Source organism: Ectothiorhodospira shaposhnikovii, assembly GCF_047222355.1.
Lineage (GTDB): Bacteria > Pseudomonadota > Gammaproteobacteria > Ectothiorhodospirales > Ectothiorhodospiraceae > Ectothiorhodospira.
The window spans coordinates 2,935,141-2,947,963 of the sequence record NZ_CP178333.1 but is presented as its reverse complement, the minus strand read 5'-3'; the positions used below and the strand labels follow the sequence as shown (position 1 = coordinate 2,947,963).

Genomic DNA, 12,823 nt, shown 5'->3' with positions numbered 1-12,823 from the left:
CGTGATGCGTGGTTTGCGCCGGACAGAGCATGATACCCAGTGGGGGGCAGGGTATAAAGCCCCTTTCCCGGATGTGTGGGGATAGGTGGTCTGAAATCTGAAAGAGGTCAGGGGGCAAGGAAACGAAATTCGTAGGATACCGCCGCTGCGCCCGGATCTTTCAGGTCCAGTCTGATGTCGGCGGGTGTTCCGGGGGGCATCAGGCCATTGGCGGGGTGGAGAAGGTAGGCGTCGGATGCAAGCCGTCTCGCGGCGATGGGGCGACCCATGATGTCCATGAAGACCATTTCCATGACCGGCCAGTGTTGCGGGAAATTCGCACGGTTTTCCACGCGCCCGGTGACCATGAGTGCGCCTGGATAGGTGGGGTGAGTGTGTACCTGACGGTTGATCAGGTGGATTGCATTCAGGTCTGCCGGCGGGGGCAGATCGCAGTTCAGCCAGTTGCAGGCTTGCCGTACCCAAGGTTCGGCTCCGGGGTGTTTCAGCAGGTGTTCGCGTTCGTTGTACGCCAGTTGGCCTGCCAGAAGGGCTATCAGGGTCAGGCAGGCCAGGGCCCAGATCAAGGTGCTGCCGAGGGGGGGAGACCGGGGGGCAGGCTGTGTCAGGTCCGGGAGAAGGGCCGCCGGTATCATCGCGGGATGGTCCGGATTGGCGGTGTCGGCCTTGGCGATGGGGACGGATGCCTGGGGCGCAATGATTTCCGGAGCGGGGCTGGCCTGAATGCTCCTGCCATGGGGGATGACGGAAGGGGGGGGGGCAGTATGGGTATTATCGGTACCGGTAAGGGGAGGTCCGGCGTGGTGGTAGCGCTCTTCGGCTCCGCCTGCGGGTCGAAGTCGACGATCTCGCCCTCGTCTTGCGTGGCGTTCTCAATGGTCCCGGAATCTGCCTCGAAGGGGGAATGGGAAGATGGTTTGGGGGTGTCTTCCCTGAGGGTGGGGATTGATGGCTCCACCCAGGACAAGGGCGAGGGGGATGATGGATCCTGAATATCAAAAGTTTTGCCGCATTCACCGCACCTGACCTGCCCGCCGGAAAATTTACGCAGCGAATCGCTGACGTAGAACCGTGCCTGGCAGTGTGGGCAAACCTTCAGCATGGGGGTGTTCAGGGCGCATTGACGCGCCTCACCCCCTGCAGCAGCGTCCAGCCGTCCTGCCGGTCGGCCACGCTCATCTCGAACCAGGGCTCATGGGCGGAGGCGACTTCCTCGGCCTGACGGTCCAGCAATCCGGCGAGGATGATGCGCCCCCCGGCCCGGGTACGTCGGCCCAGGGCCGGGGCCAGGGCGATCAGGGGGCCGGCCAGGATGTTGGCCATGGTCAGGTCGAAGCGGATCTCGTCCGGCAGGGCGTCGGGCAGCGCCGCGTGCAGTCGCTCCGGGGCGATGCCGTTGCGCTCGGCATTTTCCCGGGTGGCGGTCATGGCCTGGGGGTCGATGTCCACGCCCCAGGCATGACGGGCACCCAGGGCCAGGGCACCGATGGCCAGGATGCCGGAGCCGCAGCCGTAATCCAGCACCTCCTGGTCCACGGGGGCGTGACGGTCCAGCCAGCCCAGGCACATGGCGGTGGTGGGGTGCGTGCCGGTGCCGAAGGCCAGGCCCGGGTCCAGGCGGATGTTGACCGCCCGCGGGTCCGGCGCCTCGTGCCAGGTGGGAACGATCCACAGGCGCTCCCCGAAGCGGATGGGCTTGAAGTCATCCATGCAGGCCCGCACCCAGTCCTGGTCCGGCAGGATCTCGTGATGGATGCGGGCCGGCTCCAGGCCCAGCGCCCGGGCCAGGGCGGCAGTGAGGCCGGGGATGTCCGCGTCGGGGCCAAACAGTCCGGTCACCAGGGTGTCCGGCCACAGGGGGGTTTCCCCCGGCAGGGGTTCCAGAAGGGGGTAGTCCCCGGCGTCCCGCAGCATGACCGAAATGGCCCCCAGGTCCAGCAGGGCGTCTTCCACGGTTTCGGTCTGCTCGGCCGTGGCCGGAATGGTGATCTGGATCATCAGCTCTGTGCCTTGAGTTTCTTTTCCAGGTAGTGGATGTCCGTGCCGCCGTTCTGGAAGGCCACGTCATTGATCAGATCCCGGTGCAGGGGGATGTTGGTCTTGATCCCCTCGATCACGATCTCCGACAGTGCCCCGCGCATGCGTGCCAGGGCAATCTCCCGGGTGGCCCCGTAACTGATGAGCTTGCCGATCATGGAGTCGTAGTAGGGTGGCACCTTGTAGCCGTTATAGATGTGGGTATCCACGCGGATGCCCGGCCCGCCGGGGGCGTGGTACTGGCCGATGGTCCCCGGGGAGGGCATGAAGGTGGCCGGATCTTCCGCATTGATGCGGCATTCGATGGCGTGGCCCTGCAGTCTCACCTGCTCCTGGGTGAAGCTGAGCGGTTCGCCGGCGGCCACCCGGATCTGTTCCCGCACGATGTCGATGCCGGTCACCATCTCGGTCACCGGATGTTCCACCTGCACGCGGGTGTTCATCTCGATGAAGTAGAACTCCCCGTCCTCGTAAAGGAATTCGAAGGTGCCCGCGCCCCGGTAACCGATCCGGCGACAGGCGTCGGCGCAGCGTTCGCCGATGGTGTGGCGCTGTTCTTCGGTGATGCCGGGGGCCGGGGCCTCCTCGATCACCTTCTGGTGGCGGCGTTGCATGGAGCAGTCCCGCTCCCCCAGGCTGACCGCATGGCCGTGCTCGTCGGCGATCACCTGGATCTCCACGTGCCGGGGGCGCTCCAGATACTTCTCCATGTAGACGGTGGGGTTGTTGAAGGCGGAGGCCGCCTCGCTGCGGGTCAGGGAGATGGCGTTGATGAGGGCGCCGTCGGAGTGGACCACCCGCATGCCGCGGCCGCCGCCGCCGCCGGAGGCCTTGATGATGACCGGGTAGCCGATCTTGCGCGCCAGGGCCAGGTTCTCTTCCGGATCGTCCCCCAGGGCGCCGCCGGAGCCGGGGACGCAGGGCACGCCGGCGGCGATCATGGCGTCCTTGGCGGAGACCTTGTCACCCATCAGGCGGATGGTGTCGGCCCGGGGGCCGATGAAGACGAAGCCGCTGGATTCCACCCGTTCGGCAAAGTCGGCGTTTTCCGACAAAAAACCGTAGCCGGGGTGGATGGCCTCGGCGTCGGTGACCTCGGCGGCGCTGATGATGGCGGGGATGTTGAGATAGCTGTCGATGGAGCGGGCCGGGCCGATACACACCGACTCGTCCGCCAGGCGCACGTGCTTGAGATCCCGGTCCGCGTCGGAATGTACCGCCACGGTCTTGATGCCCATCTCGCGACAGGCCCGCAGGATCCGCAGGGCAATCTCACCCCGGTTGGCAATCAGTATCTTGTTGAACATGTGCTTGTCTGGCCCCTGGTCGTCGTTCAGTCGATGATGAACATGGGCTGGCCGTATTCCACCGGCTGACCGTTTTCCACCAGGATGGCCTTGATCACGCCCGCCTTGTCGGCCTCGATCTGGTTGAGCATCTTCATGGCTTCGATGATGCACAGGGTATCACCGGCATTCACCGACTGGCCCACTTCCACGAAGGCGCGGGCGCCGGGGGTGGGAGCGCGATAGAAGGTGCCCACCATGGGGGCGGTGACCTGGTGGCCGGAGGGCAGGGCGGGCTTGTCTTCCACGGCGGGCGCCGGTGCCGGCGCGGCCGGTGCGGCGGCGGGCGCGGCGCCGGGAACCATGTACTGCTGGGGCGGCATCATGAAGGCGGTGCCGCTGTTGGGGGCTGCCCGGGTGATGCGGACCGATTCTTCACCTTCCTGGATCTCGATCTCGTTGATGCCGGATTCTTCCAGCAGTTCGATCAGTTTCTTGATTTTTCTGATATCCATGGCGTCTCAGCTTCGGTTGGTCAGTTGCATGGCGGCCTGCAGCGCCAGCGCATACCCGTGGGGGCCCAGGCCGATGATCACACCGGCGGCCACGTCGGACAGGTAGGAGTGGTGGCGGAAGGACTCGCGGGCAAAGGTGTTGGAAAGATGCACTTCAATGAACGGTATGGCCACGCCCAGCAGGGCGTCGCGCAGGGCGATGCTGGTATGGGTGTAGGCGCCCGGATTGATCAGGATGCCGTCCACGCCTTCGTGACGGGCGGCGTGGATGCGGTCGATCAGGGCGTGTTCCGCGTTGGACTGGAAGGCGTCCAGGTCATGGCCGGCCTGTCGGGCCTGTTCGGTCAGGGCCTGGACGATGTCATCCAGGGTTTTGCTGCCGTATACGCCCGGCTCGCGGGTGCCGAGCAGGTTCAGGTTGGGACCGTTGAGCAGCAGGAACTTGGCCATGGGCTTCACAACATCGCGAGGACTGGAAAATGCAGGGCCTTGCGGGGTGAAAGCCGCGGTCAGACGCAGGAAAGATGAATACCCCCAAGGTGCAGGGGATTGTGCCTCATGGTTGGGGTGGTGTCCAGAGGATATGCCGGATCATGGGGTTTTTGCCGAAGTTTCCGGCATGTTCTAATAATTTTCCGAGAGGTTTTGCGGGGCTCGTCCAGGTTGTGGCGGTTTTTCGTGCGTCGTGGGTGCCGGCTTGCCGGCGAATCGCCTCGTCGGGGATTGCGCCTTCACAGCAGCGGCCGCAGTTCCCGCTCCAGCGTCGCCCGCGTCAGTTCACCCGCATGGATATACCGGATTCGACCCTCCCGGTCCAGCAGCACGCTGTAGGGCAGGCTGCCGAAGCGGTTGCCGTAGCGGCGCGCCACGTCCATGGCGGTGTCCTCGCCGATGAGCACCGGGAAATTCACCATGTGGGTGTCCATGAAGTCACGGACCGCCTGATGTTCGTCGATGGCCACCGCCACGATGGTGAAGCCGGCGGCCTCATGTGCTTCCTGCATTTCCACGAAGGTGGGCATCTCCTTGCGGCAGGGGGGGCACCAGGTGGCCCAGAAGTTGACCAGCACCACCTGGTTGTCCCATTCGGAGATGGTGCGCTCCCGGCCCTGCATGTCGGGCAGGATGAAGTCGGGGCGTTGCTGGCCCAGCATCCCGGACCCGGTGAGCGCGCTGTCTGCCTGCTTGCCGGAGGAGAACAGGCTGAAACCGAAACTGGCCGCGGTGCCGGAAATCAGGGCGAGCGTCAGCAGGATCGGCAGCAGGTAACGGCGCGAAGGACCGGATTGTGGTGATGACATGCTCAGGATCTCCCCAGGGCACGTTGCAGATGGTCGGTGAACTGACGGGCGTTCATGTAGCCTACCACCCGTTCATGGGCCAGCTCCTGTCCCTGTCCGTCATAGAAGACCAGGGCCGGTGGGCCGAACAGATTGAAGGCCCGCATCAGCGCCCGGTGATCGCCGGTGTTGGCGGTGACGTCGGCCTTGAGCAGACGGACCCCGGACAGGGCCCGGGCCACGTCGCCGTCCTGGAAGGTGGTGCGCTTCATGCGCACGCAGTCCACGCACCAGTCGGCATAGAAGTCCAGCATCACCGGCTGACCCAGCTCCCGGGCCTGGGCCAGTTCCCGTTCCAGGTCCGCCAGGCTGTCCACCGGGCGAAACGGCAGTTCGGCCTGGACCGCTGCCGAGGTACCGGTGGTGATGCCGCTCAAGGGCCGCAGCACGTCCCGGCCGCCGGAGGCGGCACCGATCATCACCAGGATCCCGTAGATCAGGATCACCAGACCCAGCCCCTTCCACAGCACCCGCCAGCCGCCGGCGTTCTCCGGCAGGGACTTCACCGCGCCCATGTAGACGGCGGAGACGATGAGCAGGGTGGCCCACAGGAACAGGGTGACCTGGGCGGGCACCACCCGTTCCAGCAGCCAGATGCCCATGGCCAGCAGCAGCACGCCGAACACGGCCTTGACGGTATCCATCCAGGCCCCGGCCCGGGGCAGCAGCTTGCCGGCGGAGGTGCCGATGACGAGCAGGGGCAGGCCCATGCCCATGCTCAGGGAGAACAGGGCCAGGCCGCCGAGTACCGCATCGCCGGTCTGGCTGATGTAGAGCAGGGCGCCCACCAGGGGCGCGGTGACGCAGGGACCGACGATCAGGGCCGACAGAAAGCCCATGATGGCGGCGCCGATGAGGGTGCCGCCCTGCTGCTTGCCGGACAGGGCGGACAGCCGGGTCTGGATGCCTGAGGGCATCTGCAGGTCATAAAAGCCGAACATGGCCATGGCCAGGGCGATGAACACGGCCACGAAGCCGCCGATGATCCAGGGGTTCTGGAAGGCCGCCTGCAGGTTGGCCCCCGCCAGGCCGGCGAACACCCCGGCCACGGTATAGGTCAGCGCCATGGCCAGGACGAAGACCAGGGAGATGAAGAAGGCCTTGCGGGTGGTGAGATCCTTCTGGCCCACGATGATGTTGGACAGGATCGGGATCATGGGCAGTACGCAGGGGGTGAAGGTCAGCAACAGGCCGAAACCGAAGAACACCAGGGCCACCAGCCAGATGCGCCCGTCCGCCAGCTGGGCGGCGATACGGTCCTGTTCCGTCACCGGTGTGCCGCCCGCCGCGGGCCGGGGTTCCAGGGCCTGGGGGCCGCGGATGTCGGTGAGATCCAGGCTGACGGTCTGGAAATGGGGGGGGTAGCACACCCCGATGTCGGCACAGCCCTGGGAGCGGGCCTTGAGGGTCAGGGTGTCGGGGGCATCCTCGCCGCGCAGCAGGGGAATGTGGACGCGGATGTCATGACGGTAGGTTTCCACCTGGCCGAAGAATTCATCTTCCTTGATGACGCCGGCGGGCCGGCGGGGTTCGCCCAGTTCGATGCCCTCGGTCTGCGACTCGAACCGGAACTGGGCACCGTAAAGATAGTAGCCCTCGGCAATGCGCCAGCGGGCCACCGCCGTGTTCCCGTCCTCCAGGTAGGCATCGAAGGCGAAAGCCTTGTCCGGGGGCAGGAGTTCGTCTCCCATGCCGAACTGGGCCAGGGCGGGGAGGGCGGGCAGCAGCAGTGCCAGAAGCAGCAGGAATCGCAGTGAGCGTCGCATCATGAGTCGGTGTTGTCGTCTATCCAGCGCAGGTAGCCTTCCAGGCCATGGGTGATTGGAACCGCGATGATTTCCGGAAGTTCATAGGGATGCAGGGCCTGAAGGGTTCTCTGCAGGGTGTCGAAGCAGTCGGCCCGGGACTTGATGAGCAGGACATGTTCCGCGTCTTCCTGCACTTCGTCTTCCCAGACATAGACGGAGGTGGCCGCGGGCAGGATGCTGACGCAGGCCGCCAGGCGGCGCCTGACCAGTTCCCCTGCAATCTCGCGGGCATGGACGGGGTCCTTGAGGGTGGTGAGGATCAGCAGCTTGTCGCTCATGGGGTAGCCCTTTTCAGATCGGAAAAATGTTCGGATCAGAAGATGCGTCGGTTCTCCCTTCTTCCCCGATCCCCGCACATCATCAGGGCAAGACCACCACCGCCGTCAACCCGGCCCGCAGCCCGAGCGCCTCCGGCGGTGAAAATACCACCTCCAGCCGGAAGCGGGGCAGGGATTCGTCCACCGGTTCCAGCCCCAGCCCCTGCACCCGTCCGGCAAGGCGTCGATCTCCCACGCGCACCTCTACCTTGGTGCCGGGCGAAAGCCTGTCGAGCACGGCGGCCTCCACGTCCGCCACCGCCAGCATGGGCCCGTCCGCCGCCAGGGTCAGCAGCGGCTGTACCCGCAGGGCATTGTGTATCACCTGTCCGGGGGCGACATGGCGGGCGATCACCCGGGCATGTTCCAGGTCCAGCCGCACCCGGGTCAGGGCCGCCTGCGCCGCCTGATGTTCCGCCTCGGCCATGCGTCGGGCGATCTCGGCCAGGGCCAGTTCCCGTTCGGCGATGAGGGTGCGGTCGTACATCTCACGGGTTCGATCATGCTCCCGGCGGGCCTCGTCCCGGGCCAGTCGCAGACGGTGTTCCTGGGCGCCGGCCTGTTGTTCCTCCGCCTGCAGGGCACGGGTGTCCATCTCTATCAGGGGTTGGCCCCGGCGTACCCGGTCTCCCGGGTTTACCAGCACCCGGGTGATGGTGCCGGAGAGGGGGGTGCCCAGTTCCAGGCGGTCGGCCCAGGCCAGCCGGGCGGGGATCTCCTCGGCCTGGAGTGCCGGTGCCGTGGCCGTCAGCACCAGCAGGAGCAGGATGGCCGGGCCGGGGCGAGTCCTGGAACGCATCACGAATCCTCCTCCCGCACGGTCGCGGGTGAAAACGGCTCCGGTGCCAGTGGGTCTGCCGTGGCCTGCCCGGTCAGGAGGGCCAGGCGAGCCCAGGCCAGGGCGAGCTGGAACTCCGTGCTGGCGGTAAACAGCATGGCCTCCGATTGCCAGGTCATGGCATCGCCCAGGTCCGTGGCCACTTCCATTTCATAGAGGCTGCGGCTGCGATCCAGATACAGGTCGCGGTAATCCGCCTGCACCCGGGCCTGTTCCCGCTGGATCCCGAGGCGCTGGATCTCCAGCCAGGTCTCCAGCATCGCCTGGCGCAGGGACAGGTCGAAATCCCGCAGGCGGGCGCGGGCCTCGTGCAGGCCGGCCTGTTCCCGGGCTGTGCGGGCGTCCACCCGGCCCCCGTCGTAGAGGGGGATGTCCAGTACCAGCCCCAGGGCGAGGGGATTGCGGTCGCCGCCGAACTCCCGCTGCCACCAGGCGGCCTGGGCCTCGGCGCTCAGGGTGGGCCTGCGCTCTGCCCGCTGTGCGCCCACCCGGGCCGTGGCCGCCTCCACGGCCAACTGCAGGGACCGGCGTCGGGGGTTGTGGTCCCGGGCCAATGTCCAGAGGGTGTCCACATCGGGCAACGCCCGGTCATTGCCTGTCAGGGCCGGTGTGCGCAGACGTCCGGGCACCTGGTCCGGCCGTCCCAGCAGGGCCGCCAGACGCTGGCGGGTGATGCGCGTCTGCTGCTGGCTGGCCAGCCGCTGCAGGCGTGCCGTCTGGTAATGGCTTTCCTGGGCCATCAGGGTGATATCGGAGACCTGTCCCAGCCCGTGGCGTTCCCGCAGGCGGTTGAGTTCGACAAAGGCCACCGCCATGGCCTCGTTGTCCCGGGTGTAGGTCAGGTCCGCCAGCAGCACTTCAAAAAAGCCCTGCATGATCCGCAGGCGGTGATCGGCCAGAACATGATCCTGTTCCCAGGTTCCGGACTGCACGGCGGATTCCGCGGCGGCCAGGTGATGCCGGGTGCGGCCAAAATCATGGAGGGTCTTGCGGGCGTGCAGGATGGCCCGGGAGTCGTCATGGTCCTGCATCGGCGCCAGGTCATTGGGCTCCACCCAGCGGGGGTTGAGTTGCAGGCCCAGTTCCAGGTCGTTGCGGCTGTTTGCCAGCCGCCTTTCGGCCAGGGCGGTGTCCAGCCCTGCGCGGGCCAGGACCAGGCGGGGGTGTGCCGGATCGGCCAGGGCCAGTGCCGCTTCCAGGGTCAGGGGTGAGGGCAGGGGGACGTCGGCTCCGGCCGGGCCGGAGAGGCACAGGGCGATCAGCAGGGGCAGGATGCGTCGGCTCATGACCCCCGCGCCTGCTCCTGGCGTTCGCGCCGGTAACGGCTGAAGGGCTGTTCCCGATAATGGCCCTCGACCACGTATTCGCCGAACCAGATAAATTCCTCGGTCCCCGAGGTGGGGCCGGTCAGGCGGGCGATGGGCCTGCCGTCGAGGTCGAAGAACTGGAATACCGGCGTGGCCCGGACCCGGTGCTCCTGAAACGCCCATTCGCTCTGGGTGGTGGGGTTGCCCTGGAAGTCGGTGATCTCGATGGCGCCTTCCACGTCCACGGCAAAGGCGGCGAAGTGCTCGCGGTAGAAGTCCTGGACCTCGGGCTGGTTGAGGACGGTGTCCTTCATGCGGTGGCAGAAGGGGCACTCGTCCATCTCGAAGAAGATCAGTACCGCCTTCTTGCCCGCCTCCCGGGCGGTGTCCAGCTCTTCCTGGAAATCGCCGAAGGTGAACTGGAAGAAGTGCTCGTAAGGGTCCCGTTCCATGCCGTGGACGGACAGGCTCCACAGCAGGATCAGCAGGCACAGGCCCGTGCCGAACCGACGCCCTGGCAGTGATCCGTTAACGCGCATGACTGGCCTCCAGGCTTTATATTTCCAATCGAAATAAGTCAATAACTGTGTTTTACCCAATCCCGGGGGTGACTGGCAAGTGGATGTTTTCGGATTGAGATCCCGAAAAACGGGAACGGTATGCCTTGAATTCATGGGGGCAGGCCGCCAAAGTGACCTTTCTACCTGTCGGTGTATCCGACGCTCATCCACCATTTGCGGATATCGCCATCATGCCTGTCTTCCCCATCCTGTTATTGCTGTTCTTCACCATCCCCCTGATCGAGATCTTCGTGCTCATCAAGGTGGGGGGGATCATCGGTGTCTGGCCCACCGTCGGTCTGGTCATCCTCACCGCCGTGATCGGCGCCTACCTGCTCAAGCAGCAGGGGATCGCCACCCTGACCCGGGTCCAGCGCAGCATGGATCAGGGGCAGTTGCCGGCCCGGGAACTGGTGGAGGGCTTCTTCCTGGTCATCGGCGGTGCCCTGTTGCTGACGCCCGGCTTCTTCACCGATGCCATCGGCTTTGCCTGCCTGCTCCCGTTCACCCGCCGATTGCTGGCGGCATGGATGATCCGGCGCGGGGTCTTCGCCGCCCAGGCCCATGTGCACGCCCAGTATCAGGCCCAGGGCCGGCAGCCGCCGGAGCAGGGTGGCCGTGGACGCACCATCGAAGGGGAATGGGAGCGGGAAGAGCCGGTTCGCCCGGAGGTGGAGTCCCCGGAGCGTAACCGGGACCGGGAGTAGTCACCCTCTCCCCCTTGACATCCGGAAGTCCGCCCCTATTATTGGCACTCACCAAGGGGGAGTGCTAACAGCCCCTGGGATCAGACACAGTCAATCCAAAACCTGCTTCTAAGGAGTCAAGGCCCATGAATATCCGTCCGTTGCATGATCGGGTGATCATCAAGCGCATGGAAGAAGAGCGCACCAGCCCCGGCGGGATCGTGATCCCCGACAGCGCCACCGAGAAGCCGATCCGCGGCGAAGTGGTTGCCGTGGGCAAGGGCAAGAGCCTGGACAATGGTGATGTGCGCCCGCTGGACCTGAAGGTGGGTGACAAGGTGCTGTTCGGCAAGTACTCCGGCACCGAGGTCAAGGTGGACGGTCAGGAACTCCTCGTGATGCGCGAGGAAGACGTGATGGCCGTCATCGAAGGCTGATCCAGCCCTGCTCCCCACACAGAATACATTTTAGAGGATGAGACAAGTATGAGCGCGAAAGAAGTCCGCTTCGGTGATGACGCCCGTGCCCGCATGGTCAAGGGCGTGAACGTCCTGGCCAACGCAGTGAAGGTCACCCTGGGTCCCAAGGGCCGCAACGTGGTGCTGGAAAAGTCCTTCGGTGCCCCCACCGTGACCAAGGACGGCGTGTCCGTGGCCAAGGAGATCGAACTGGAAGACAAGTTCGAGAACATGGGCGCCCAGATGGTGAAGGAAGTCTCCTCCCAGACTTCCGACGTGGCCGGTGACGGCACCACCACCGCCACCGTGCTGGCCCAGGCCATCGTCCGCGAAGGCATGAAGGCCGTCACCGCCGGCATGAATCCGATGGACCTCAAGCGCGGTATCGACAAGGCCGTGACCGCCGCCGTGGCCGAACTGGCCAACCTGTCCAAGCCCTGCACCGACAGCAAGGCCATTGCCCAGGTGGGCACCATCTCCGCCAACTCCGACGAGTCCGTGGGCGAGATCATCGCCAGTGCGATGGAGAAGGTGGGCAAGGAAGGCGTGATCACCGTGGAGGAAGGTTCCTCCCTGGAAAACGCCCTGGAAGTGGTGGAAGGCATGCAGTTCGACCGCGGCTACCTGTCCCCCTACTTCGTCAACAACCAGCAGAACATGAGCGCCGAGCTGGATGACTGCTTCGTGCTGCTGTACGACAAGAAGATCTCCAACATCCGCGACCTGCTGCCCGTGCTGGAAGGCGTGGCCAAGTCCGGCAAGCCCCTGCTGATCATTGCCGAGGACATCGAAGGCGAAGCGCTGGCCACCCTGGTGGTCAACTCCATCCGCGGCATCGTCAAGGTGGCCGCCGTCAAGGCCCCCGGCTTCGGTGATCGTCGCAAGGCCATGCTGCAGGATATCGCCATCCTCACCGGCGGCCAGGTCATCTCCGAAGAAGTGGGCCTGTCCCTGGAGAAGGCCAGCATCGATGACCTGGGCATGGCCAAGCGCATCGTGGTCACCAAGGAAAACACCACCATCATCGATGGCGCTGGCAAGCACGACGAGATCAAGGCCCGCGTGGAGCAGATTCGTGCCCAGATCGAAGACGCCACCTCCGACTACGACAAGGAAAAGCTGCAGGAGCGCGTGGCCAAGCTGGCCGGCGGCGTGGCAGTGATCAAGGTGGGTGCCGCCACCGAAGTGGAAATGAAAGAGAAGAAGGCCCGCGTGGAAGACGCCCTGCATGCCACCCGTGCCGCGGTGGAAGAAGGCGTGGTCCCCGGCGGTGGCGTGGCCCTGATCCGTGCCCTGGAAGGCATGGGCGAGGTCAAGGGCATCAACCGTGATCAGGACGTGGGCATCTCCATTGCCAGACGCGCCATGGAAGAGCCCCTGCGCCAGATCGTGGCCAACTGCGGCGAAGAGCCGGCGGTGGTCATGAACCGGGTGCGCGAGCTCAAGGGTAACCAGGGCTACAACGCCGCCACCGGTGAGTTCGGCGACATGATCGAGATGGGCATCCTGGACCCCACCAAGGTGACCCGTACCGCGCTGCAGAACGCCGCTTCCGTGGCTGGTCTGATCATCACCACCGAAGCCATGGTGGCCGAGCTGCCCAAGAAGAACGAGCCCGCCATGCCGGGCGGCGACATGGGCGGCATGGGCGGCATGGGCATGATGTAAGCC

Annotated in this window: 15 protein-coding genes; 3 read left to right on the top strand and 12 right to left on the bottom strand. The window is 65.5% G+C overall.

The window, feature by feature from the left end; all coding sequences use genetic code 11:
* Positions 1 to 107: 107 nt before the first annotated feature.
* The 12 genes from ACLF6L_RS13510 to ACLF6L_RS13455 all read right to left on the bottom strand — a co-directional run bounded on the left by ACLF6L_RS13510 (position 108) and on the right by ACLF6L_RS13455 (position 9,987).
* A complete protein-coding gene (locus ACLF6L_RS13510) occupies positions 108 to 566 on the bottom strand; it encodes a DUF3426 domain-containing protein (RefSeq protein WP_412851877.1) in 459 nt (152 codons plus the stop codon).
* 65 nt (positions 567 to 631) lie between these two features.
* Complete coding sequence (locus ACLF6L_RS13505) at positions 632 to 1,102, bottom strand: MJ0042-type zinc finger domain-containing protein (protein ID WP_412851876.1); 471 nt, start codon at positions 1,100 to 1,102, stop codon at positions 632 to 634.
* A gap of 8 nt (positions 1,103 to 1,110) precedes the next feature.
* Complete coding sequence (gene prmA / locus ACLF6L_RS13500; protein WP_200173556.1) at positions 1,111 to 1,998, bottom strand: 50S ribosomal protein L11 methyltransferase; 888 nt, start codon at positions 1,996 to 1,998, stop codon at positions 1,111 to 1,113.
* The gene (accC, locus tag ACLF6L_RS13495; RefSeq protein WP_200173555.1) at positions 1,998 to 3,344 is read right to left on the bottom strand and encodes an acetyl-CoA carboxylase biotin carboxylase subunit; all 1,347 of its coding nucleotides are present in this window, start codon (positions 3,342 to 3,344) and stop codon (positions 1,998 to 2,000) included. Before accC ends, prmA begins: the two co-directional genes overlap by 1 nt.
* 26 nt (positions 3,345 to 3,370) lie before the next feature.
* A complete protein-coding gene (gene accB, locus ACLF6L_RS13490) occupies positions 3,371 to 3,838 on the bottom strand; it encodes an acetyl-CoA carboxylase biotin carboxyl carrier protein (protein WP_200173553.1) in 468 nt (155 codons plus the stop codon).
* A gap of 6 nt (positions 3,839 to 3,844) precedes the next feature.
* Positions 3,845 to 4,288 (bottom strand): type II 3-dehydroquinate dehydratase, encoded by a 444-nt coding sequence (gene aroQ / locus ACLF6L_RS13485; RefSeq protein ID WP_200173551.1) that lies wholly within the window; start codon positions 4,286 to 4,288, stop codon positions 3,845 to 3,847.
* 281 nt (positions 4,289 to 4,569) lie between these two features.
* Complete coding sequence (locus tag ACLF6L_RS13480) at positions 4,570 to 5,139, bottom strand: TlpA family protein disulfide reductase (RefSeq protein WP_412851875.1); 570 nt, start codon at positions 5,137 to 5,139, stop codon at positions 4,570 to 4,572.
* Between the two features lie 2 nt (positions 5,140 to 5,141).
* Positions 5,142 to 6,947, bottom strand: a complete 1,806-nt coding sequence (locus ACLF6L_RS13475) for a protein-disulfide reductase DsbD (RefSeq protein ID WP_412851874.1) — start codon at positions 6,945 to 6,947, stop codon at positions 5,142 to 5,144.
* Positions 6,944 to 7,264, bottom strand: a complete 321-nt coding sequence (gene cutA / locus ACLF6L_RS13470) for a divalent-cation tolerance protein CutA (RefSeq protein WP_200173546.1) — start codon at positions 7,262 to 7,264, stop codon at positions 6,944 to 6,946. The genes ACLF6L_RS13475 and cutA overlap by 4 nt, the downstream gene beginning before the upstream one ends.
* A gap of 82 nt (positions 7,265 to 7,346) precedes the next feature.
* The gene (locus tag ACLF6L_RS13465; RefSeq protein WP_412851873.1) at positions 7,347 to 8,102 is read right to left on the bottom strand and encodes an efflux RND transporter periplasmic adaptor subunit; all 756 of its coding nucleotides are present in this window, start codon (positions 8,100 to 8,102) and stop codon (positions 7,347 to 7,349) included.
* Positions 8,102 to 9,427 carry a TolC family protein gene (locus tag ACLF6L_RS13460; RefSeq protein WP_412851872.1) on the bottom strand — a complete coding sequence of 442 codons (1,326 nt, stop codon included), beginning with the start codon at positions 9,425 to 9,427 and terminating at the stop codon, positions 8,102 to 8,104. The genes ACLF6L_RS13465 and ACLF6L_RS13460 overlap by 1 nt, the downstream gene beginning before the upstream one ends.
* Positions 9,424 to 9,987, bottom strand: coding sequence for a thioredoxin family protein (locus ACLF6L_RS13455; RefSeq protein ID WP_412851871.1), 564 nt, complete (start codon positions 9,985 to 9,987; stop codon positions 9,424 to 9,426). The genes ACLF6L_RS13460 and ACLF6L_RS13455 overlap by 4 nt, the downstream gene beginning before the upstream one ends.
* 212 nt (positions 9,988 to 10,199) lie before the next feature.
* On the opposite strand from ACLF6L_RS13455, the gene ACLF6L_RS13450 reads away from it, so the two are divergent.
* The 3 genes from ACLF6L_RS13450 to groL all read left to right on the top strand — a co-directional run bounded on the left by ACLF6L_RS13450 (position 10,200) and on the right by groL (position 12,820).
* The gene (locus tag ACLF6L_RS13450; protein WP_200173539.1) at positions 10,200 to 10,715 is read left to right on the top strand and encodes an FxsA family protein; all 516 of its coding nucleotides are present in this window, start codon (positions 10,200 to 10,202) and stop codon (positions 10,713 to 10,715) included.
* A gap of 125 nt (positions 10,716 to 10,840) precedes the next feature.
* Positions 10,841 to 11,131, top strand: a complete 291-nt coding sequence (gene groES / locus ACLF6L_RS13445; protein ID WP_008931806.1) for a co-chaperone GroES — start codon at positions 10,841 to 10,843, stop codon at positions 11,129 to 11,131.
* 48 nt (positions 11,132 to 11,179) lie between these two features.
* The gene (gene groL / locus ACLF6L_RS13440; RefSeq protein ID WP_412851870.1) at positions 11,180 to 12,820 is read left to right on the top strand and encodes a chaperonin GroEL; all 1,641 of its coding nucleotides are present in this window, start codon (positions 11,180 to 11,182) and stop codon (positions 12,818 to 12,820) included.
* The last annotated feature ends 3 nt before the right edge of the window (positions 12,821 to 12,823 follow it).